The organism is Roseixanthobacter pseudopolyaromaticivorans, assembly GCF_043195145.2.
GTDB lineage: Bacteria > Pseudomonadota > Alphaproteobacteria > Rhizobiales > Xanthobacteraceae > NCEH01.
Genome location: NZ_CM195539.1, coordinates 1,146,043 through 1,163,783 on the forward strand (window position 1 = coordinate 1,146,043; position 17,741 = coordinate 1,163,783).

Annotated in this window: 22 protein-coding genes; 18 read left to right on the forward strand and 4 right to left on the reverse strand. The window is 71.7% G+C overall.

Annotated elements, in window-relative coordinates; translation table 11 throughout:
• Positions 1–138: 138 nt before the first annotated feature.
• The 5 genes from V5F68_RS05585 to V5F68_RS05605 all read left to right on the forward strand — a co-directional run bounded on the left by V5F68_RS05585 (position 139) and on the right by V5F68_RS05605 (position 3,747).
• Entirely contained in the window at positions 139–1,314 is a 1,176-nt protein-coding gene (locus V5F68_RS05585) for a phage portal protein (RefSeq protein ID WP_394013645.1), read from the forward strand.
• 8 nt (positions 1,315–1,322) lie between these two features.
• Positions 1,323–1,508, forward strand: a complete 186-nt coding sequence (locus V5F68_RS05590; RefSeq protein ID WP_394013646.1) for a hypothetical protein — start codon at positions 1,323–1,325, stop codon at positions 1,506–1,508.
• 223 nt (positions 1,509–1,731) lie between these two features.
• Positions 1,732–1,920 (forward strand): hypothetical protein, encoded by a 189-nt coding sequence (locus V5F68_RS05595; RefSeq protein ID WP_394013647.1) that lies wholly within the window; start codon positions 1,732–1,734, stop codon positions 1,918–1,920.
• Entirely contained in the window at positions 1,917–2,426 is a 510-nt protein-coding gene (locus V5F68_RS05600; protein ID WP_394013648.1) for an HK97 family phage prohead protease, read from the forward strand. Before V5F68_RS05595 ends, V5F68_RS05600 begins: the two co-directional genes overlap by 4 nt.
• Positions 2,427–2,499: 73 nt before the next feature.
• Entirely contained in the window at positions 2,500–3,747 is a 1,248-nt protein-coding gene (locus tag V5F68_RS05605; protein ID WP_394013649.1) for a phage major capsid protein, read from the forward strand.
• A gap of 347 nt (positions 3,748–4,094) precedes the next feature.
• On the opposite strand, the gene V5F68_RS05610 is transcribed toward V5F68_RS05605, so the two are convergent.
• On the reverse strand, positions 4,095–4,970 hold the full coding sequence (locus V5F68_RS05610; protein WP_394013650.1) for a lytic transglycosylase domain-containing protein: 876 nt from the start codon (positions 4,968–4,970) through the stop codon (positions 4,095–4,097).
• Between the two features lies 1 nt (position 4,971).
• A complete protein-coding gene (locus V5F68_RS05615; protein WP_394013651.1) occupies positions 4,972–5,769 on the reverse strand; it encodes a S1 family peptidase in 798 nt (265 codons plus the stop codon).
• 79 nt (positions 5,770–5,848) lie between these two features.
• On the opposite strand from V5F68_RS05615, the gene V5F68_RS05620 reads away from it, so the two are divergent.
• From V5F68_RS05620 to V5F68_RS05655, 8 genes are read left to right on the forward strand one after another with little or no spacing between them, the layout of a single operon-like run.
• A complete protein-coding gene (locus tag V5F68_RS05620; RefSeq protein WP_394013652.1) occupies positions 5,849–6,412 on the forward strand; it encodes a head-tail connector protein in 564 nt (187 codons plus the stop codon).
• Positions 6,409–6,732 (forward strand): phage head closure protein, encoded by a 324-nt coding sequence (locus V5F68_RS05625; RefSeq protein ID WP_394013653.1) that lies wholly within the window; start codon positions 6,409–6,411, stop codon positions 6,730–6,732. Before V5F68_RS05620 ends, V5F68_RS05625 begins: the two co-directional genes overlap by 4 nt.
• On the forward strand, positions 6,729–7,013 hold the full coding sequence (locus V5F68_RS05630; RefSeq protein ID WP_394013654.1) for a hypothetical protein: 285 nt from the start codon (positions 6,729–6,731) through the stop codon (positions 7,011–7,013). Before V5F68_RS05625 ends, V5F68_RS05630 begins: the two co-directional genes overlap by 4 nt.
• A complete protein-coding gene (locus V5F68_RS05635) occupies positions 7,010–7,429 on the forward strand; it encodes a DUF3168 domain-containing protein (RefSeq protein WP_394013655.1) in 420 nt (139 codons plus the stop codon). The genes V5F68_RS05630 and V5F68_RS05635 overlap by 4 nt, the downstream gene beginning before the upstream one ends.
• A gap of 10 nt (positions 7,430–7,439) precedes the next feature.
• Positions 7,440–7,847: a phage major tail protein, TP901-1 family gene (locus V5F68_RS05640; RefSeq protein ID WP_394013656.1), complete on the forward strand. Its 408-nt coding sequence runs from the start codon at positions 7,440–7,442 to the stop codon at positions 7,845–7,847.
• A gap of 43 nt (positions 7,848–7,890) precedes the next feature.
• On the forward strand, positions 7,891–8,235 hold the full coding sequence (locus tag V5F68_RS05645) for a gene transfer agent family protein (protein ID WP_394013657.1): 345 nt from the start codon (positions 7,891–7,893) through the stop codon (positions 8,233–8,235).
• Between the two features lie 35 nt (positions 8,236–8,270).
• Positions 8,271–8,435 carry a rcc01693 family protein gene (locus tag V5F68_RS05650; RefSeq protein WP_509274668.1) on the forward strand — a complete coding sequence of 55 codons (165 nt, stop codon included), beginning with the start codon at positions 8,271–8,273 and terminating at the stop codon, positions 8,433–8,435.
• Between the two features lie 13 nt (positions 8,436–8,448).
• Positions 8,449–9,024, forward strand: coding sequence for a phage tail tape measure protein (locus V5F68_RS05655; protein WP_394013658.1), 576 nt, complete (start codon positions 8,449–8,451; stop codon positions 9,022–9,024).
• A 28-nt stretch (positions 9,025–9,052) separates the two neighbouring features.
• Here V5F68_RS05655 and V5F68_RS05660 read toward each other — a convergent pair whose 3' ends face one another.
• Positions 9,053–9,394 carry a porin gene (locus V5F68_RS05660; protein WP_394013659.1) on the reverse strand — a complete coding sequence of 114 codons (342 nt, stop codon included), beginning with the start codon at positions 9,392–9,394 and terminating at the stop codon, positions 9,053–9,055.
• Between the two features lie 497 nt (positions 9,395–9,891).
• Positions 9,892–10,632 (reverse strand): hypothetical protein, encoded by a 741-nt coding sequence (locus tag V5F68_RS05665; RefSeq protein WP_394013660.1) that lies wholly within the window; start codon positions 10,630–10,632, stop codon positions 9,892–9,894.
• Positions 10,633–10,740: 108 nt separating this feature from the next.
• Here V5F68_RS05665 and V5F68_RS05670 point away from each other — a divergent pair, with 108 nt between their 5' ends.
• From V5F68_RS05670 to V5F68_RS05690, 5 genes are all read left to right on the forward strand, one after another.
• The gene (locus tag V5F68_RS05670; RefSeq protein ID WP_394013661.1) at positions 10,741–11,379 is read left to right on the forward strand and encodes a phage distal tail protein, Rcc01695 family; all 639 of its coding nucleotides are present in this window, start codon (positions 10,741–10,743) and stop codon (positions 11,377–11,379) included.
• Positions 11,380–11,390: 11 nt separating this feature from the next.
• On the forward strand, positions 11,391–12,281 hold the full coding sequence (locus tag V5F68_RS05675; RefSeq protein ID WP_394013662.1) for a phage/gene transfer agent baseplate hub protein: 891 nt from the start codon (positions 11,391–11,393) through the stop codon (positions 12,279–12,281).
• A complete protein-coding gene (locus V5F68_RS05680) occupies positions 12,278–12,721 on the forward strand; it encodes an NlpC/P60 family protein (RefSeq protein WP_394013663.1) in 444 nt (147 codons plus the stop codon). Before V5F68_RS05675 ends, V5F68_RS05680 begins: the two co-directional genes overlap by 4 nt.
• A 74-nt stretch (positions 12,722–12,795) precedes the next feature.
• The gene (locus tag V5F68_RS05685) at positions 12,796–16,710 is read left to right on the forward strand and encodes a baseplate multidomain protein megatron (RefSeq protein WP_394013664.1); all 3,915 of its coding nucleotides are present in this window, start codon (positions 12,796–12,798) and stop codon (positions 16,708–16,710) included.
• 272 nt (positions 16,711–16,982) lie between these two features.
• The gene (locus tag V5F68_RS05690; protein ID WP_394013665.1) at positions 16,983–17,705 is read left to right on the forward strand and encodes a DUF2793 domain-containing protein; all 723 of its coding nucleotides are present in this window, start codon (positions 16,983–16,985) and stop codon (positions 17,703–17,705) included.
• Positions 17,706–17,741 lie beyond the last annotated feature (36 nt).

Consider the following 17,741-nt stretch of genomic DNA (forward strand, 5'->3'; position numbering starts at 1 on the left):
GGGATCGCTTCAGGTGATCTTGCCTGCCAAATCCGGTTTGCGAAATCTGGCGGCGTGCGATCCCGCGCCCGGATGCTCGCCTTTCAACGTCTTTACCGCTGCCGCGTTCCCCGGCTTGCCCTGCAAGGAGCCTTCCGCATGCTCTCTTCCTTCCTCGCCCCGCTGCGCGCCCGCCCTGCCGAGGCCAAGGCCAGTCGCGCCGCGGCGTTGGTCGCGTTCTTCGGCCAGGGGCGGCCGCGCTGGTCGCCGCGCGACTATGGCTCGCTGGCGCGCGAGGGGTTTCTGCGCAACGCCATCGCCTATCGCGCAGTGCGCATGGTGAGCGAGGCCGCCGCCAGCGTGCCGCTGCTGCTCATGCAGGGGCCGCGCGAGCTCGATCGCCACCCGCTGCTCGATCTGCTCGCCCGGCCCAATCCGCGCGCCCAGGGCGCCGACCTGCTGGAGGCCCTGTGCGGGCATCTGATGGTCGCCGGCAACGCCTATCTGGAAGCTGTGGCGGTGGAGGGGGTGGTGCGCGAGCTCCATGTGCTGCGCCCCGACCGGGTGCGCGTGGTGCCCGGCCCCGAGGGCTGGCCGGAGGCGTTTGACTACACGCTCGGCGGGCGCACCCTGCGCATCCACCAGGATGGCGCGGAGACCGCCGGCGTGCCGCCGATCCTGCATCTCACCTTCTTCAATCCGCTGGACGATCATTACGGCTTCGCGCCGCTGGAGGCGGCCGCCCAGGCGCTCGACCTGCACAATGCCGCCACCGCCTGGAACAAGGCGCTGCTGGACAATGCGGCGCGCCCCTCCGGCGCACTGGTCTATGGCGGCGCGGGCTCGCTCAGCGACGAGCAGTTCGAGCGGCTGAAGGGCGAACTGGAGGCGAGCTTCCAGGGCCCGACCAATGCCGGCCGCCCGCTGCTGCTGGAAGGCGGGCTCGATTGGAAGCCGCTGGCCATGAGCCCCAAGGACATGGATTTCGAGGCCGCGCGCAACGGGGCGGCGCGCGAGATCGCGCTGGCGCTCGGCGTGCCGCCCATGCTGCTCGGCATTCCCGGCGACAACACCTATGCCAATTATGCCGAGGCCCATCGCGCCTTGTGGCGGCTCACCGTGCTGCCGCTGGTGAAGCGGCTCGCGGCCTCGCTCTCCGCCTGGCTGGCGCCGGCCTATGGGCAGGGGCTCGCCTTGGTACCGGATCTCGACCAGGTGGAAGCGCTCTCCTCCGAGCGCTCGGACCTGTGGGCGCGGGTGGGCGCGGCGGATTTCCTCACCGATGCGGAAAAGCGCGCGGCCGTGGGCTACGGCACCCGCGGACCCGGCGCCTAGGCATCCCGATGGATGCCCTGATCCGCATCTTCGCCGAGCGCGGCGACCTGGCGCATCTCGCGCTGCTGCTGTGGGCGGCGAGCGCCTCGGCGGTGGCGTTCCGCGCGCTCGCGGGGCTCGCGCGGGCCACCGAGCGGCTGGATGATTTCGTGCGCGAGCTGGCCCGCTTCAACGCCCGCCACGGGGGCGAGTGAGGGGCGGCCATCGCGCGCTTTGCCTCCTTTCTCCCGCCCTGATTATTTCACCAACCGCTCCCTAATCCTCCCCCGCACGCGGGAGAGGGCACCTGCTGTTGGGGAGCGATGTCCCGCCAAAGGTCCCGCCCTGCGCCCTCTCCCGCGTGCGGGCCGGGGAGGGGGCAGGCCGCTCGCCCATCCTCTCTCCCACCGTCCATCCATTGCCAACCGGAGATCCTCCATGCGTGCTCCCGGCCGCAAGGCGTCCATGCCGCGCATCCGTGCGTTCGGCCCGACCTTCCATCGCGCCAGTCCGCCGCCCGGCGCGCCCGCCCCGGGCGGGGTGTTTCGCGAATTCGTCGCGGCACTGGAAAAGCTGGAGCGCGCCAAGCGCCGCAAGCCGCGCGGCGCCGATCCGAAGGGCGCATGAGCACCCTGGCGCGCACCGCGCTTTTCCCGCCCGGCGCGGGGGAAGCGGGCGCCGACATCGCCGGCTATGCCTGCCGCTTCGAGATGCTCGATCTCGGCCGCGACATCATCGAGCGCGGCGCGTTCGCCGCCTGTCTCGCCGCGCGCGGGCCGGGGGCGGTGCGCATGCTCTACCAGCACGATCCCGCCGAGCCCATCGGCGTGTGGACCCATATCGTCGAGGATGCACGCGGGCTCTATGTGCGCGGGCGCCTTGCCGGCGACGTGGAGCGGGCGCGCGAGGTGGCGAGCCTGATCCGCCTCGGCGCGCTCGACGGGCTCTCCATCGGCTTCAAGGCCGCCGCCGCCCGCACTGATCCGCGCACCCGCGTGCGCCGCATCTCCCGCATCGATCTGTGGGAGATTTCCATCGTCACCTTCCCCATGCAGCCCGATGCCCGCGTGATCGCGGCGCCTGGCGCGGAAGACGTGCGCGGCCGCCTCTCGGCCCACCGCGCGCCCGCCTGACCACGGCCGGCGCCCCGATCCGGGCGGAGCCTTCGGCATCCGCTTTTCCTTCTCTCTCCCACAGGACAGATCCATGACTCATCCCCTGAGCGCCCCCGAGACCAAGGTGACCGCCCCCGAGGCGAACGAGGCCCATTTCGACCTCATGCTCGCGTTCGAGGCCTATAAGGCCACCAACGAGCAGCGCCTCGGCGAGATCGAGCGGCGCGCCGCCGATCCGCTGACCCAGGAGAAGCTGGCCCGCCTCGATGCCGCCCTCGACAGCCAGAAGGCCCGCCTCGACGCTCATGTCACCAAGAGCCGGCGCCCCGCGCTCGGCGGCGCTCCGGAGCAGCGCTCGGGCGCGGCGCTGGAGCATGGCGACGCTTTTGCGAGCTATGTGCGCACCGGCGAGAGCGGCGGCCTGAAAGCGCTGGAGGCGAAGGCGCTCTCGGTCGGCAGCGGCGCCGATGGCGGCTATCTCGTGCCGGCGGAGACCGAGCACGAGATCGGCCGCCGCCTCACCCAGCTGTCCCCGATCCGCGCGCTTGCCAGCGTGCGCACCATCGGTTCGGGCACCTACAAGAAGCCGTTCATGAAGAGCGGCCCGGTCGCCGGCTGGGCGGCCGAGACCGCCGCCCGTCCCCAGACCGACAGCCCGGTGCTGGCCGAGCTCGCCTTCCCCGCGATGGAGCTTTACGCCATGCCGGCGGCGACCCAGGCGCTGCTGGACGATGCCCAGGTGAATCTGGAGGAATGGATCGCCGGTGAGGTGGACAGCGCCTTCGCCGACCAGGAGGGCGCGGCCTTCGTGAACGGCGACGGCATCGCCAAGCCCAAGGGGTTCCTCGCCTACACGAAGGTGGCCGAGAGCGCCTGGACCTGGGACAAGGTGGGCTATGTGGCGAGCGGGGTGTCCGGCGGCTTTCCCGCCACCAATCCGTCCGATCCGCTGGTGGATTTGGTTTATGCGCTGAAGGGCGGCTATCGCCAGAACGCCAGCTTCGTGCTGAACCGCCGCACCCAGGCGGCGGTGCGCAAGCTGAAGGACGAGAGCGGCGATTATCTGTGGGCGCCGCCCGCCGTCGCGGGCCAAAGCGCGAGCCTGATGGGCTTCCCGGTGGCCGAGAGCGAGGACATGCCGGACATCGCGGCCGATGCCTTTTCCATCGCCTTCGGCGATTTCCGCCGCTTCTATCTGGTGGTGGACCGCGCCGGCGTGCGGGTGCTGCGCGATCCGTATTCCGCCAAGCCCTATGTGCTGTTCTACACCACCAAGCGGGTGGGCGGCGGCATCCAGGATTTCGACGCCGCCAAGCTGCTGAAGTTCGCCGCGAGCTGAGGGCGGGCGGGGAGTGGCGGCCTGCGGCTCTCTCTGGGGCTGTTCCCTCTCCCCAACCCTCCCCCGCACGCGGGAGAGGGGCCTATGGTTCCGGCGGGGGGAGGAAAGCCGAAACTCCGGCGGAAGAGCGTTATCGCCTCCCAAACAGAAAAACCCTCTCCCGCTTGCGGGGGAGGGCAGGGAGGGGGCGGCGCGCGGCGCCGGCATCAGGAGCAGGGCGCTTCCCTCTCTTCCCGTCGGGGTGAACGGCAGCCCGCAGCTCGACCTGATGCGCATTTTCCCTCGCGTCCCGGCTCTGGGCTCCGGCTGCGCCGTCGCTGGTCCGGGACGCGGGTGGCGCTCCGCGCTCAGTTCGCAAGCACGATGCACGCCCCGCCGGCCTTATGCAGGCTGGCGCAGAGGGCGTTCGCCTCGGCCCGCGTCTGGGCGGGAAGGCGCACGCGATAGAACGGGCCGCGCCCGCGCCCCGGCACGCGGGTGCCGATGACCATGGGTGCCTTGTCGCCGATCTGCGCCGCGAAGCGCGTCGCGGCGCGGCTGTAGGCGGCGAGCGCCACGCTCTTCGAGAAGGCCCCGGCCACCTGCACGCCCCAGGGCGCGAAATCCGGGCTTTCGTTCACCGCGGCGAGTGCCGGTTCGCCCTGGCGCAGCGAGGCCACCACCATGAGGCAGGTCTTGCCGTCGTCGGACACCCCGTCCGCCGCCGGCTGTTCGCCGCGCTTCGCCGCCGCCCAATCCTCGGCGCTGCGGCCGGTGATGAGGCGCACATACAGGCGCGTTTCCGATGGCAGGCCCGAGCGGCCGGCGAGGAAAGCGTCCACCCGAGCGGGGCCGGCATTATAGGCCGCCGCCGCAAGGCCGAGATTGCCGAACCGGCGCTGAAGATCGGCCAGCAGGCTTGCCGCCGCCGGCAGCGCGGCCTCGGGATCGAACGGATTCTTCAACCCGCGCTCGGCGGCCGTGCCGGGCATGAATTGGGCGATGCCCTGCGCGCCCTTGGAGCTGACCACATGGCTGCGGAACGAGCTTTCGCGCCAGATCAGCCGGGTGAGGAACGGGGCGGGCAGGGATTCCCTGCGCGCCGCATCCTCGATCAGGCGGCAGAGGGCCTGGTCCACGCTTTCGCCACCCGCCGCCTCAGCCGATTGCGCCCAGAGCGCAGCCACGAGGCAGGCGAAAAATAAGCATCGCGCCGCGCGGAAGACGGCGCGGGCGCGGGCCATCTCAGCCCTTCACCGGGCTGCCGAGGGCGCGCGCGGTGGAGGTGATCCAGTCGCGATGCAAGCCCACCAGGGTTACGCCCGTGACGCCGCCGCAGCCGCGCGCGCCATTGGGGCCCGTGGCCCAGCCGATGACGCCGGCCACCTCGCCCTCCTGGAAGGCGGGGCCGCCGCTGTCGCCCACACAGCCGCCCGCGAGCCCGCTCTGCGGCGACAGGCGCGCCATGATACCGCCGGTAGTGCCGATGGACGGCAGCAGCGCGGTGCGCAGCTTGCCCGCGCTCTTCTCCGCCCCGTCGGCGGTGACGCCGAAGCCGGCGATGAGGAAGAACGAGCCGCGCGCCGGCAGCCCGCCGCTGGCGATCCGCACCGGGCTGAAGCGCTCCGGCAGCGGCTCGGACAGCTTCACCAAGGCGAGGTCCGGCGTCGGCCTGCGGGTGCGGAATTGCTCGCCGTTGAAGGCGGGATGGACCGCGATGCGCAGCGCCGGCACCAGCCGCGGCGTGCCCTCGCCGATCAGCGCCACGGCATAGTCGCCGGCCGGCTGCACGCAATGGGCGGCCGTGAGCACCAGATCCTGCGCCACCACGCTGCCGGTGCAGGAGGCGCCGCGCGTCGAGACGATCAGCACCGTGTGCGCGGCGATGTCCTCCGGCGCGGCCTCGCCGCCGACGATGGCCTGCACCGGCAGCGCGCCGAGGCTCAGCACGCTCGCGAGCAGGCCGGCGAGCAGCGCAGACCCGCGCCGTCTGCGATTGCGGCGGGCGGGAGCGGGCAAGGGATCGGTCGTGTCAAGGGTCATGGCCCGTTTCTGCCGGCCCGGCGGGCGGTTCGTCAATGCGGCGCGGCGCGCCGCTTTGTTTCTTTCAGCGGAGAGTCCCATGTGTGAACGCATCGACGGGCCATCGGCCGAGCCCCTGGCGCTCGCCGAGGCCAAGGCCTTCCTGCGCATCGACGGTGATGCCGAGGACGCGGTGGTGGCCGCGCTGATCGCCGCCGCCCGGCAATGGGTGGAGAGCGAGACCCGCCACATCCTGCTGCACCAGACCTGGCGGCTCACCAGCGATGCCTGGCCGCCGAGCGGCCTGATCGCGGTGCCGCTCGCCCCGGTGCGCGCGGTGCTGGCGGCCCGGATGGTCGCCGAGGATGGCACCACGCACGATCTGCCGCTCGATCTGTTCACCCTTGGCGGCGCGCGCGTGCCGCCGCTGATCGCGGTGGACCTCGCCCGCGCCCCGGTACCGACGCGGCGGCTTGGCGGCATCGTGCTGGAGCTTCAGATGGGCCACGGCGCGACACCCGAGGAGGTACCGGCGGATCTGCTCCAGGCGGTGCGCCAGCTGGTTGCGTTCCTGCACGAGCATCGCGACGCGCCGGGCGACCAGAGCCGCATGCCGGATAGCCTCCTGGCGCTGCTGCGCCCCTATCGTTCGGTGCGGCTGTGAGCGGCGCGGGCGACCTGCGCCACCGCCTCGTCCATGAGACGGCGGTGAGCCTGCCCGACGGGGCGGGCGGGGCGAGCACCACCTTCCTCGCCGTGGACCAGCTCTGGGCGCGCATCGAGAGCCCGGCGGGCGATCCCGCGCTGAGCGCCGAGCGGCGCATGGCGACGCTGATCCATCGCATCACCGTGCGGGCGCCCAACACGCTGTCGCGCGGCGACCGGCTGACGTTGGGCGCGCGCGTCTTTGCCGTCGAGGCGCTGAGCGATCCCGACGGGCGCGGACGCTTCACGCGATGCCTCTGCCGGGAGGAGCAGACATGAGCACGCCCGTATCCGGTCTCGAAGGCCTCGCCCGCCGGCTCGCCGCTGAATTCGCCCCACGCCTCGCCGAACAGGCCGTGGACGGGGCCGCGCGCGATCTCGCCGCCCGCCTTGCCCCCGCGCTCGGCCGACCGGCCGACATCCGTGCGCAAGGGCCAGCGCGCCTCGTCGGCACGGACGATCCTGCCGCCGTGGCGCGCGAGACCGGCACGCTGGCGCGGCCGGCGGCCCCCTGGCTCGCGCCCGTCCTTGCCGAACTGCGCCGGAGCGCGACCCCATGAGCCCACCCCTCACCAGCCCCGCTTTGGCCCTGCGCACCGCCATCCGCGCGTGCCTTGCGGCCGACGGCCCGCTGCTCGCCTTGCTGGGCGGCCCGCGAGTCTATGACCTGCCACCGCCGGACGCCGCCTTTCCCTTCCTCACGCTCGGGGAAGCGGTGGTGGCCGATTGGTCCACCGCCACCGAGGCCGGCACCGAGCAGAGCCTGACCTTGCACGCCTGGTCGCGCGAGAGCGGGCGGGCGGAAGCCTTCGCGCTCGCCGCCGCCGTGCAATCGGCGCTGCACGACGTGCCGCTTGCGCTCGCCGGCCACCGCCTCGCCAATCTGCGCGCCACCACCGCCGAAGTGCGGCGCGACGAGGACGGGCGGACCTTCCACGCTTTGGTGCGCTTTCGCGCCGTCACCGAACCTGTTTGAGGAGATCCCCATGGCCGCGCAGAAGGGCAAGGACCTGCTGCTGAAGATGCACGACGGCACCAGCTACGCCACCGTGGCGGGGCTGCGCTCGCGCACGCTCGCCTTCAATGCGCAGAGCGTCGATGTCACCCATTCCGATTCCGCGGGGCGCTGGCGCGAACTCCTGGCGGGCGCCGGCGTGAAGCGCGCCAGCATCGCCGGCAGCGGCGTATTCAAGGACGCCGCCTCCGACGCTTTGGTGCGCGCCGCCTTCTTCGACGGGGCGCTGCGCGACTGCCAGGTGCTGATCCCCGATTTCGGTACCGTCTCCGGGCCGTTCCAGGTGACCGCGCTGGAGGTGGCAGCCGAACACGACCGCGAAGTGACCTTCGACCTGACGCTGGAGAGCGCGGGGGAAATCACCTTCGCCGCCCTGTGAGGGGAGGGACCTTATTGCCCACCCAATCCCTGAGGAGATCCTGATGCCCAACGCCCATCGCGGCGAGATCGAGGCGCTGCTCGACGGCCGGCCGCGCACCCTGGTGCTGACGCTCGGCGCGCTCGCGGAGCTCGAACAGGCGTTCGGCGCCGGCGACCTCGTCGCGCTCGCCGAGCGGTTCGAGACCGGCCGCCTGACGGCGCGCGATGCGGCCCGCATCATCGCCGCCGGCCTGCGCGGCGCGGGCGAAAACGTGAGCGACGCGGAGGTGGCGCTCCTGCGGGCGGAGGAGGGGGCGATCGGCTATGCCCGCATCGTCGCGCGCCTGCTCTCCGCCACGTTCGGAGGCGCCGCCGATACCCGCCCTCAGCCGCCGCAGACGGCCTAAGCGCGCCCGCGCGGCCTTTTCCCTGGGAGGAGGCCATGCGGGCCGGGCTCGGGCTTCTGCGGCTGCCCCCAGACCAGTTCTGGCGCATGACGCCGCGCGAGCTTGCCGCCGCGCTTTCCGCCTTCGGGCCGGGGCCGCGCGCCGGCCTCGGCCGCGCGGATCTCGCCGATCTCATGCGCCGCTTTCCCGATATGCCTTAAGCAGGAGAACCCCATGACCCCCGTCGATGGCATTTCGGTCAAGGTCGATGCCGACACGCGTCCGTTCCGCGATGCTTTGGCCGACAGCGAGCGCCTCGCGCGCGGCTTCGCCTCCACCTTGACCGGCGCCTTCACCGGCATTGCGGTGAAGGGCAAGGATGTGGGCGACGTGGTGGAGACCATCGGCGCGCGGCTCTCCAGCCTGGCGCTGAACCTCGCCCTGAAGCCGGTGGAGCAGGGGGTCGCGAGCCTGTTCTCCGGCATATTGAGCGGCAACGCGTTCGCCAGCGGCGGCGTGATCGCCGACGGCGCGGTGCGGCCCTTCGCCAAGGGCGGCGTAGTGGCGGCGCCGACCTATTTTCCCCTGGGCGCTGGTGCGGGCCTGATGGGCGAGCGCGGTGCAGAAGCCATCCTGCCGCTGGCGCGCGGTGCCGACGGTTCGCTCGGCGTGCGCACGCAGGATGGCACGGCGCGCCCTTCCGTGACGGTGAACGTGAGCACGCCCGACGTGGCGAGTTTCCGCCGCTCGGACGCCTATCTTTCCGGCCTGGTGGCGCGGGCGGTGGCGCGGGCGCAGCGCGGCGCCTGACCTCCGGATTCGGCCTAGCTGGCGGGGCTCACCGCGCCGGCTTCCATGGGTCGACGGCGGGGCCGGAATTGCCGGTCGTGGTGGTGCTGCTGCTGCCGGGATTGGGCGCATTTCCCGCCGTGTTGCCAGAACCGGCATCCATGCGCACCGCGCCGCCCACCTTGATGCAGGTGTCGGAGCCCGGCGCCCGCTGGAACCCCGCGCCAAATTGCGCGCACGGATTGGCGCCGGCCTTCACCGTGTCGCCGGCCAAGGCGCCACCGGCACCGGACAGGCCGATCAGCGCCGCCAGGGCCAACCGGCCGCGCAGCGTGCGAGAGGCCGCGCCGGCGCGGCGCGCAGGGGAGGGAATGGCGAAAAGAACACCCATGGCATCCTCGTGACGCGGCCCGGAAAGGCGATAGGGGAACGTCCCCGCGCGCAGTTTAGACCCATAGATCGTGGCGCGTCCAAGGCAACGCCGGCGTCGGGTCACGGGCATCCAAAGCGGTTCCGCCCAAAGGCGCGCGCCCCTGCGTGACGTGCGATAGGTGGCCACGGAAAAGCACAGGACGAGATTTGCCCTGTCGTTAGAGGTGTGGGCGAGCGGCCGCCAAAGCGAAACGTTCGCGCATCATGTGCGTGCATCGCCGTTCGAGCGCAGCGGCTAAAATCCCGCGCCTTCCGCGCGCAAAACATCCCGGAACGCGTGCTTGCCGGCGGACCGGGATCTCACGGCCACGGAATCTCTCTGCGACGGGATCTCTCGGCGAGAGATGCGGTCGGCCGCTGTGTGCGGCGATCGCGAATGCGACCGGCCGGGCGATCCGGCCGGATATCTTCGTGCCTCCGCCGCAGCGGAGGCCGGTGCGCTTCGGCCGTGTGGCCTCAGCTCTTCTTGGCGGGCGCCTTTGCCTTGGGAGCGGCTTTGGCGGGAGCCTTGGCCGACGCCTTGGGCGCGGGTGCGGCGGCCTTCTTCGCGGCGGCGGACTTGTCCGCGGCAGCCTTGATCGCGGCGACCTTGCTGACCGCGCTGGCCTTGGCCGGGGCTTTCGCCGTGGCCGCCTTGGGCGCCGGGGCCGGAGCGGCTTCCGCCTTCACGGCGGCGGCCTTGGGCGCAGCAGCCTTGGGCGCGGCGGCCTTTGCGGCCGCGGGCTTGGCTGCCGGCTTCTTCGCCGCGGGCTTCTTGGCCGCAGGCTTTTCGGCAGGGGCCTCGACGGCGGGAGCCGGGGCGGCTTTCGCCTTTGCGGCGGGCTTGGCCGCAGGCTTCGCCGCCGGCTTGGACTTGGTCTCCGGCGCCTTCGCTGCGGCCTTGGGTGCAGCAGCCTTCGGTGCAGCGGCCTTCGGCGCGGCAGCCTTGGCAGCCGGCTTCTTGGCGGGCGCCGCTTCTGCCGCAGGCTTCGCCGCCGGTTTGGCAGCAGCCTTCGGGGCTGCGGCCTTCGCAGGCGCCGGCTTCGCGGCGGGCTTTGCCGCGGCGGTTTTCGGAGCTGCTGTTTTCGGGGCTGCGGGCTTCGCAGCGGCGGACTTCACAGCAGGGGACTTCGGTGCTGCCGCGGGCTTCGCTGCGGCGGGTTCCGGCGCTTTCGCCGGGGCGGCGGCGGCGGGCTTTTTCGCGGTCTTCGTGGCCATGCTTCGGCTCCATCCTCAACGAGGAGTTGGAAGTCAAAGCTTCCCACTAATCTATGTCAAGACGCTGGATACTGAAAACACCTCAGAATTGGGAGGTTTTGAAACAATATGGCATCCTTTCATGAGGTTTTGTTCCCGCTGGACGTCGCCTTGGGTGCCTCCGGCGGTCCCGAGCGGGTCACGCAGGTGGTCACCACCGCCTCGGGACGCGAAGAGCGCAACGCCCGTTCCGCTGATTCGCGACGCCGTTTCGATGCCGGCTACGGCGTCAAAACCCTCGCCGCCCTGCACGATGTTCTGGCCTTTTTCGAAGAGCGGCGCGGACGTCTTTACGGCTTTCGCTGGCGCGACCGGCTGGACCATTCCTCCTGCCCTCCGGGCAACGCGATTTCGCCCCTCGACCAGACCCTCGGTACCGGCGACGGGGTGCGCGCGGTGTTCGCGCTGACCAAGACCTACGGCGCGCTCCACGCCCCCTATGCGCGGGCCATCGCGAAGCCGGTTTCGGGGACCGTGCGGGTCGCCGTCGGCGGCATCGAGCAGGCGGAGGGAATGGCCTTTGGCTGCGACCCCGCGAGCGGCCTCGTGACCTTTCTGCCGGGGCATGTTCCCCCGGCCGGCGCACGGGTCAGCGCGGGCTTCCAGTTCGACGTGCCGGTGCGCTTCGACACCGATTTTCTCGAGGTCAATCTGACCGCCTTCGCCGCCGGGGAGATCCCCCGCATTCCGGTGATCGAAATCCGCTGAGAGGAGCTGCCATGCGCCCCGTGCCAACCGCCCTTCAGGCCGCGCTCGACAGCGGCGCGACCACGCTCTGCCACGGCTGGCGCATCACCCGCCGCGACGGTGTCACGCTCGGCTTTACAGACCATGATCGCGACCTCCCGGTGGAGGGCCTCGCGTTCCGCGCGGCGGGCGGTATCGCGGGCAGCGAAAGCGTTGTCGGACAAGGGCTCGGCGTCACCGGCGCGGAGGTCTCCGGGGCGCTGAGTGCCGAGACCCTGAGCGAGGCGGACCTTGCTGCAGGCCGCTTCGACGGGGCGCGCATCGATCATCTGCTGATCGATTGGAGCGCGCCGGAAAACCACCTGCTGCTGCGGCGTGGAACGCTCGGTGAAGTGCGGCGCGAGGGGGCCGCCTTCACGGCCGAAATCCGCTCCCCCTCCGATGCGCTGAACCAGACCCGCGGGCGCCTGTTTTCGGCCCTGTGCGATGCCGATCTCGGCGATGTGCGCTGCGGGGTGGATCTCACCCGCGCGCCCCATCTGCGCACCGGCGTCGTGGCCAGCGTGGAGGGCGCTCTGAGGCTGCGGCTTTCCGGTCTTGGAAGCCTCGTCTCGCAAGCCTTCCTGGCCGGGCGGCTCATCTTCACGTCGGGCGCCAGCGCGGGCTTCTCCACCGAGGTGAAGCAGCATGAGGCGCAGGGCGAGACGCCGCTGTTCCAGCTCTGGCAGCGGCCGCCGGAAGGCGTCGCGCCCGGCGATGGCGTGCAGCTCACGGCCGGCTGCGACAAGCGCTTTTCCACCTGCCGCGATCGCTTCGCCAACGCGCTCAATTTCCGCGGCTGCCCGCACATGCCGGGCAATGATTTCGTCATCACCATCGCCGTGCCGGGCGAGGGCGGATACGACGGCGGAGCGCTCGCATGAGCCCGCACGCGCCGACACGCGCGCGCGTGGCAGAGGAGGCGCGGACCTGGCTCGGCACGCCATATCTGCATCGCGCCTCCGTGCGAGGCGCGGGGGCCGACTGCCTCGGGCTCGTGCGCGGGGTTTGGCGCGGCCTCTATGGCACCGAGCCGGAGCCGCTCGCGCCCTATGCGCCGGACTGGGCGGAGGCGTCCCGCAGCGAGACCCTCGCGCGCACCGCCGCGCGCCATCTGCGGGCGGTTCCGCTCGCGGCCGCGCAGCCCGGCGACGTGCTGCTGTTTCGCTTCCGCGCCCATCTTCCCGCCAAGCACGCGGCCATCCTCTCCGCCCCCGGATTCATGATCCACGCCTATGACGGCGTCGCCGTGTGCGAGGGCCATGTCACGCCCTGGTGGCGGCGGCACCTGGCCTATGCCTTCGCGTTTCCGGGCGTGGAATAGGCGGCTTTCACGCCCGCCAACATTGCCCCACCGCGCCCCTCTTTCTTCATCCCCAACCCAATCGGAGATCCTCAATGGCGACGCTGCTTCTCGGCGCGGCTGGCTCGCTCGTGGGCGGCGCGTTCTTCGGGCCGCTGGGCGCGGTGGCCGGGCGCGCGCTCGGGGCGCTCGGCGGATCGGTGGTGGACGGCGCGCTGCTCGGCGGCAGCCGCTCCAACGTGGTGCAGGGATCGCGCCTGTCCGACCTCGATGTGATGACCTCCAGCGCCGGCGCGCCGGTGCCGCGCATCTATGGCCGCGTGCGCCTCGCCGGGCAGGTGATATGGGCGACGCGGCTGGAGGAGGTGGTCTCCACCCAGGTGCAGTCCAGCGGCGGCAAATCCAGCCGCGCGCAGAAAGTGACGACCACCACCATCTCCTATTCCTATTTCGCCAGCTTCGCCCTCGGCTTGTGCGAGGGCGAGGTGACCCGCATCGGCCGCATCTGGGCCGACGGCAAGCCGCTCGACACCTCCGGCCTCACGGTGCGCGCCTATCTCGGCAGCAAGGACCAGCCGCCCGATCCCTGGATCGAGGCGAAGCAGGGGGCGGGCAATGCGCCGGCCTATCGGGGCCTCGCCTATCTCGTGTTCGAGCGCCTGCCGCTGGCGAAATTCGGCAATCGCGTGCCGCAGATCACGGTGGAGGTGGAGCGCACGGTGGGGCGCCTCGAACCCTTGGTGAAGGCGGTGACCTTGATCCCCGGCGCCACCGAATTCGGCTATGAGCCGGGGCAGGTGCAGCGCGTGCTGGGTCGCGGCTCCTACGGCGCGGAGAACCGCCACGTGACCGGGGCCGAGAGCGATTTCGAAGCTTCGCTCGACCAGCTCCAGGCGGCGTGTCCCAACCTGCAGCGGGTGTCGCTGGTGGTCTCCTGGTTCGGGGACGATCTGCGCGCCGGCGTGTGCACCGTGCGGCCCAAGGTGGAGCGCGCGGTGAAGGACACCATCCCCTATGGATGGACGGTGGGCTGGATGCCGCGCCTGCTGGCGCCCGTCGTCAGCGACCATGACGGCCGCCCGGCCTATGGCGGTACGCCGAGCGATGCCAGCGTCATCGCGGCGATTCAGAATCTCAACGCGCGCGGGCTGAAGGTGACGTTGAACCCGTTCGTGATGATGGACATCGCGCCCGGCAACGGCCGGGGCGATCCCTGGAGCGGGCAAGCCTCCCAGCCGGCCTATCCCTGGCGCGGGCGCGTCACCTGCGATCCCGCGCCGGGGCGCCCCGGTTCGCCCGATGGCGGGGTAGGTGCGGATGCGCAGGTGGCGGCGCTCTTCGGCACCGCGCAGCCGGCGCATTTCTCCAATTATTTCGGCGGCATCCTCTACATGGGTCCGGCCGAATGGAGCCTGCGCCGCATGGTGCTGCATTACGCCTTCCTGGCGCAGATGGCGGGGGGCGTGGAAACCTTCCTCATCGGCTCGGAATTCGCCGCGCTCACCCGCGTGCGCGGCGCCGGTGGCTCCTTTCCGGCGGCCCAAGCGCTGCGCGCGTTGGCGCAGGATGTGAAGGCCATGCTGGGGCCCGGCACCAAGGTGTCCTACGGCGCCGACTGGACGGAATATGGCGCGCAGAGCTTCCCGAACGGCGACCTGCGCTTTCCGCTGGACACTCTGTGGGCCTCGTCCGCGGTGGACTTCATCGGCGTGGATTATTACCCCCCGCTCGCCGACTGGCGCGACGGCCGCGCCCATCTCGACGCGGCCTTGGCGGAAGGCCCCTACGACCTCGATTATCTCACCGCCAACACCCGGCGCGGCGAAGCCTTCGACTGGTATTACGCGGATGACGCCGCCCGCGCCGCGCAGGCGCGCACGCCCATCACCGACGGCGTCTATGGCGAGCCCTGGATCTATCGCCAGAAGGACCTCTGGTCGTTCTGGAGCAACGCTCACCACGAACGCACGGCGGGCGTGCGCGCCGCTGTGCCGACCGCCTGGACGCCCGGCTCCAAGCCGTTCCGCCTGACCGAGGCGGGGTGCCCGGCCGTGGACAAGGGCGCCAACCGGCCGAGCACGTTTCCCGACGCCAAATCGGCGGAGGGCGGCCTGCCGCCCTTCTCCAACGGCGCGCGCGACGATCTCATGCAGCGCCGCACTCTGGAAGCCGTGCTCGGCGCCTTCGATCCCGACGCGGGCGCGAGCGATGCCGACAATCCGCCCGCGCCGGCCTATGGCGGGCGCATGGTGGAGGAGGGCGGCATCTTCCTGTGGACCTGGGATGCGCGGCCCTATCCGCAATTCCCGCTCGCCCGCGACGTGTGGGCGGACGGCGCCAATTGGGAGACTGGCCACTGGCTCACCGGCCGGCTCGGCGCGGCGCCGCTCTCCGCCGTCATCGAGACGGTGTGCGCCGATCATGGGGTGGAGAATATTTCCGCCACCGGCGTGCTGGGGGTGGTGAGCGGCTTCATCGTGGACCGGCCCATGTCGGCCCGCAGCGCGCTGGAGCCGCTGGCGCGCGCCTTCGCCTTCGATGCCGGCGAGGAGGGCGGCATCCTCGCCTTCCGCCCGCGCGGCGGGGCAGTCGCAGCGCGCTTCGATGCGGCGGACCTGGTGGCGGGCGAGGATGGCGCGGCCTTATCTCTCGTACGTGCGCAGGAGAGCGAACTGCCGCTGGAGGTGGATCTCAGCTTCATCGATGCCGGCGCCGATTATCGCACCGCCAGCGTCGGCTCGCGGCGCCTGGTGGGGGCGAGCCGGCACGTGGCGCAGACCGAAATTCCGGTCGTCGCCTCCGACGCTGTCATGGTGCGCGCCGCCGACATCTGGCTTCAGGACCTGTGGGCCGGGCGCGAGAGCGCCACCTTCGCCCTGCCGCCTTCGTGCCTCGCGCTCACGCCCGGCGACGTGGTGGAGATCCTCGACGGCACGCAAACGCGGCTGCTGGAAATCACCCGCATCGAGGATGCGGAGGCGCGCGCCATCACCGCCCGCTCCATCGAGCCGGAGGTGTTCGACACCCCGCTTCAGGGCATGGCTGCGGGCAGCGTGGCGTTGCCGCCGGCCTATGGTCCGCCGGCCGTGCAAGTGCTGGACCTGCCGCTGCTGGCGGCGGGCGATCCGGTGCCGCTGCAGTCGCTCGCCGCCGCCGCGGCGCCCTGGCCCGGCACGCTCGCCGTGTGGCGTTCCGCCGACGGGGCGAGCTTCGAGGCGGTGGCCGCCTTCAGCGCCTCTTGCACCATGGGCGAGACGCTGGACGATCTCGCGCCGGGTCCGCTCTGGCGGTTTGATCGCTCCACCCATCTGCGGGTGCGGCTGGATGGCGGGCTGCTGCTCGGCGCGAGCGAGGGGCAGGTTCTGGAGGGTGCGAACGCGCTGGTTCTGCTCGCCGAGGGCCGCGCGCCGGAGATCCTGCAATTCACCCAGGCGGAGCTGGTGGAGGGCGGCCTGTTCGCGCTCTCCGGCCTGCTGCGCGGGCAGGCGGGCACCGAGGCGGCGGGCGACGCGGCATGGCCTGCGGGCACAGGCATCGTGCTGCTGGACGGGAATATCGCCAGCGTGGCGAACGGGGTTTCCGCTTTCGGCCGCGCCTATGTCTATCGCGTGGGCCGCGCGGACCGCGACCATGGGGATGCCTTCATCACCGAGGTGAGCGCGCAGGTGGGCGGCGCGGCCTTGAAGCCCTACGCGCCGGTGCACCTTTCCGCCCGCCGGCAGGGCGGCGACATCGCGCTTTCCTGGGTCCGCCGCACGCGCACCGACGGCGATGGATGGGATGGCGTCGACGTGCCGCTCGGCGAGGCTGTGGAAGCCTATCGGCTGGAGATTTTCTCCGGCGCGGCGGTGGTTCGCGCGGTGGAGGTGGGCACGCCCGCCTTCACCTATGCCGCCGCCGACGAGATTGCGGATTTCGGCGGGCCGCAAGGCGCGCTGACCTTCCGCGTCGCCCAGCTCTCGGCGGTGCTCGGCGCGGGCGCGTTCGCCCAGGCGACGCGCGCAGTGTGAGGCGTTGAAATCCGCGCTCGGACGCTTGGTGGCGCGACCACCCCTCACCCCAACCCTCTCCCCGGCGGGGGCGAGGGAGGCCGGGCAACGCGTGGGGCTCTCGCCTGCGGGCTTCACGCGGCACCTTAGCTTCCCCTCCTTAGAGCTTCACCTCTCCCCGGCGGGGAGAGGTCGACCGCGGAGCGGGCGGGTGAGGGGGCTTCCACCTCGCGCGCCCAGACGCCCGGCTTGCGCCCCCGCACCCCCATTCCTTCCCACCCCAAGGAGGCTTCATGTCGTCCGACCAGTCCGCGCGCCTCGCGCTGCCCTATCTCGCGGCGGCGCAGGCGCAGAAGCATGTCACCCACAATGCCGCCGTGCGGGCGCTGGACGCGCTGGTACAACTGGTGCTGCAGAGCGTGACCCAGACGAGCCCGCCCGGCGCACCCTCCGACGGGCAATGCTGGTTTGTGCCGGCGGGCGCCACCGGCCTCTGGAGCGGCAAGGCGGGCGCCATTGCCACCTACGACACCGGCGCGTGGGACTATCTGCCCTGTCGCGCCGGCTTTCTCGCCTATGTGGCTGACCAGGGCGCGCTCCTGATGTTCGGTGGCAGCGCGTGGGCGGCGCCTTCGACCAGCGGCGGCATGCTCGCGGGAAGCCTGCACGGCGCCGGCATCCAGGCGCGGGTGCTGGAGGAGGATTGCTTCCTTTCCGGGTCCAGCGTCGAGACCAGCATGGTGATCCCGGACCGCGCCATCGTGCTCGGCGTCACCAGCCGCACGCTGACCAGCATCACCGGGGCCACGTCCTACGATGTCGGCATCTCCGCCGAGCGTGCGAAGTTCGGTGGCTCGCTCGGCGTCGGCGCCGGCGCCACCAACGGCGGGGTCATCGGCCCGACAGCTTTCTATGCCCCCACCGCCCTGCGCATCAGCGCCAATGGCGGGGCCTTCACCGGCGGCAGCGTGCGCCTGGCCCTGCATGTGCTGCTGTGTCCCGGCCCTTCCGCCTGATCGCCCGACCGCGCTCCCTCAAATGGAAAGATCCCG